General features: G+C 55.4%; 3 protein-coding genes and 1 pseudogene. 2 read left to right on the top strand and 2 right to left on the bottom strand.

Features of this window, described 5'->3' with window-relative positions; translation table 11 throughout:
* Both H6F43_RS23010 and H6F43_RS06080 read right to left on the bottom strand, forming a co-directional pair.
* A pseudogene (locus tag H6F43_RS23010) lies at nt 1-110 on the bottom strand (nicotinate-nucleotide diphosphorylase (carboxylating)); the annotation flags it as partial.
* A 42-nt stretch (nt 111-152) separates the two neighbouring features.
* Entirely contained in the window at nt 153-1,145 is a 993-nt protein-coding gene (locus H6F43_RS06080; RefSeq protein WP_190341679.1) for a tetratricopeptide repeat protein, read from the bottom strand.
* A gap of 136 nt (nt 1,146-1,281) precedes the next feature.
* Between H6F43_RS06080 and rpiA the strand changes: the two genes are divergently transcribed.
* Entirely contained in the window at nt 1,282-1,989 is a 708-nt protein-coding gene (rpiA, locus tag H6F43_RS06075; protein WP_190341677.1) for a ribose-5-phosphate isomerase RpiA, read from the top strand.
* Between the two features lie 238 nt (nt 1,990-2,227).
* The coding region (locus H6F43_RS06070) for an aldo/keto reductase (protein ID WP_190341675.1) at nt 2,228-2,644 on the top strand (417 nt) is incomplete at its 3' end.

Genomic DNA, 2,644 nt, shown 5'->3' with positions numbered 1-2,644 from the left:
CCCGTCGGGAAGAGGGGCTGGGTAGTGCGATCGCCGCGCCCCAGATCCTCTAGTAGCCAAGTGTTCAGCAGCGGATCGAGCACAAGATTGGGGGGAAGTGGAACGGTCATCGGACAGTTACCTCATATTGCCAATTCGTAGAGCGTTCTCAGTTACTTACGCGATTCGGCAAGTAAATCGCCGATCGTGGCAATTAGCAGAAAAGCACCTGCAATCGCGATCGCCGTTGGGCGATCGTGCGTGCTAGCTAGCACCACCAGTGCCAGCACCACCAGCGTTGGCAACTTCGTTTTGACAAACACATCAAACACGTTGCGCAAATCGGTTTGCAGAGCCTGCCGCTTTGCCAGCGATTTGTTTCCGCTGACATAGCGAAGCAGGTGCCCCGTCGTCAGCAGCAGAAACAGTTTACTGCGGGTTGCGGCGTAGAAGCTGGGGCGGATGGTGAGCGCGCGATCGAAATCTGCGATCGCGTCATCCACAGACCGGAGCCGTCGCAGCACCAACCCACGCTGGTACCAAAGTTTGTAGTTATCCGGTTCTAGTTCCAATCGCTTGTCGAAGCTGGCGATCGCGGCGTCGTAGCGTCCGAGTCGTTGCAGCGCCAAGCCGCGATCGCTCCAAGCAGGCGGGTCGTTTGGCCGTAAGTCCAGCGCTTTGTCGTAGCTAACGACGGCTTCTTCGTAGCGTCCAAGCTGATACAGCGCATCGCTCAGGGTGCGCCACGCGGAGTGATGGTTGGGATCAATCTCTAACGCGCGATCGCAGCGATCAGCCGCGTCACTGTAGCGCTTCAGACGATATAGTGCGGTGCCCTGAATACTCCACGCTTCTGCATCCGTAGGGTCAAGCTCTAACGCCCGTTCGCAACTGGCGATCGCATCGTCCCATTCCCCCACACTCAGCAGTACCGCGCCCCGACTTCTCCAGACCTCATGCCAGTCAGGACGCAGAGCTAAGGCGTTACTAAAGAACGCGATCGCCTGATCAGGCTGGTGTTGTGCAGCGTGTCCTTGCTGGTAAAGCAACAGCGCCTTCAGTGCGGTAGAGGTCTGCTCGTCCTCGATCTGCTGCTGCCGCTCGTCAGGCGTAAGGCTCCAGTAGTGCTGGTAGTCCGACTCTGAGAAATGTGACGTCCAACTCATCGATTTAAGCGCGTCTTTGAATAGTAGACTGACGAAGAAATGATTAGCGTTTCGTCCGTAGTCCGTGGTTCGTAGTCCGTTACCACTCGCTACTGACCGCTAACGGCTAACGACTCACCCCGACACCAAAAACACCATGAGCACTGAAGACCCCGTGAAGTTGATGAAGCAGCAAGTTGGGACGGCGGCTGCTGCGCGAGTGCAGTCAGGTTCCATTGTAGGACTGGGAACTGGGTCAACGACGGCATTCGCAATTCAGGCACTGGGAGATCGCCTCAAGTCCGGCGATCTGAAGGACATTAAGGGTGTGCCGACCTCGTTTCAGGCGATCGTGCTGGCGCGGCAGAATCACATTCCGCTGGTGTCTCTAGATGAAATTGATCACATTGATGTGGCGATCGACGGCGCGGATGAGGTCGATCCGCAGAAGAATTTGATCAAGGGCGGCGGCGCGGCGCACACGCAGGAGAAGATCGTCGATTCGCTGGCAGATCTGTTTATTGTGGTTGTAGATGGTGGTAAATTGGTCGATCGCCTCGGCTCGACGTTTCTGCTGCCTGTGGAAGTAGTGCCGATGGCGGTGACTCCAGTAATGCGGGCGATCGAAAAGCTGGGCGGCAAGCCGGAACTGCGGATGGGCGTGAAAAAAGCGGGTCCGGTTGTCACTGATAACGGCAATTTGGTGGTGGATGTCAAGTTCGACAGCATCGATAATCCTGCTGAACTGGAAAAGACGCTGAACAACATTCCCGGCGTGTTAGAGAACGGCATTTTTGCCGGAGTTGCCAATGTGGTACTGGTCGGTGAAATTATTGATGGCAAGCCGACCGTGCGCGAAGTGTAGTCATTATCAGTTTAGAGCCTACGCAAACCTCGGAGGTTTTAACCCAGTCAGCATCGTGACTGATAGGGTGGCTTAAACCTCCGAGGTTTTGGTTAGATACGTAAGTCCTGAGTGAAACGACGATCGACTCAAAAACCTGTTGTTTCTTGGGGGTGCATTGAACCTCGGTAACCCACTTGCAGAGCGGGAAGCGAAATCTGGACGATAGGATAGGTCTAGTTTTTGAGCCGAATTCCTCATGCAATACCGACGCTTTGGACGCACCGAACTGCAAATGCCCGTTTTCTCGTGCGGCGGAATGCGCTATCAATACAAGTGGCAAGATGTGCCCCTGGCGCAAGTCCCACGTGAGAATCAGGCGAATCTAGAGGCGACGATTCGGCGATCGATCGACCTTGGCATTAACCACATTGAGACGGCGCGGGGCTACGGTAGCTCAGAAATGCAGCTAGGGCAAATTCTTCCCACCCTTCCGCGTGAAAAGCTCATCGTGCAAACCAAAGTAGCACCCACAGCAAACGCACAGGATTTTCGTCGCACCTTCGACACCTCGCTCAAAAATCTTCGACTGGATCACGTCGATCTCCTGGGACTGCACGGCATCAACACGCCCGAACTGCTGCATGACTCGACTCGTCCGGGTGGCTGTCTGGAT

This window comes from Leptolyngbya sp. FACHB-36 (genome assembly GCF_014695955.1).
Taxonomy (GTDB): Bacteria; Cyanobacteriota; Cyanobacteriia; order Leptolyngbyales; family Leptolyngbyaceae; genus FACHB-36.
This window is presented reverse-complemented; position numbering and strand designations above follow the sequence as displayed.

Coding starts and splice junctions, on each gene's coding strand:
- H6F43_RS06080 (WP_190341679.1), bottom strand. CDS start 1,145: ATGAGTTGGACGTCACATTTCTCAGAGTCGGACTACCAGCACTACTGG.
- rpiA (WP_190341677.1), top strand. CDS start 1,282: ATGAGCACTGAAGACCCCGTGAAGTTGATGAAGCAGCAAGTTGGGACG.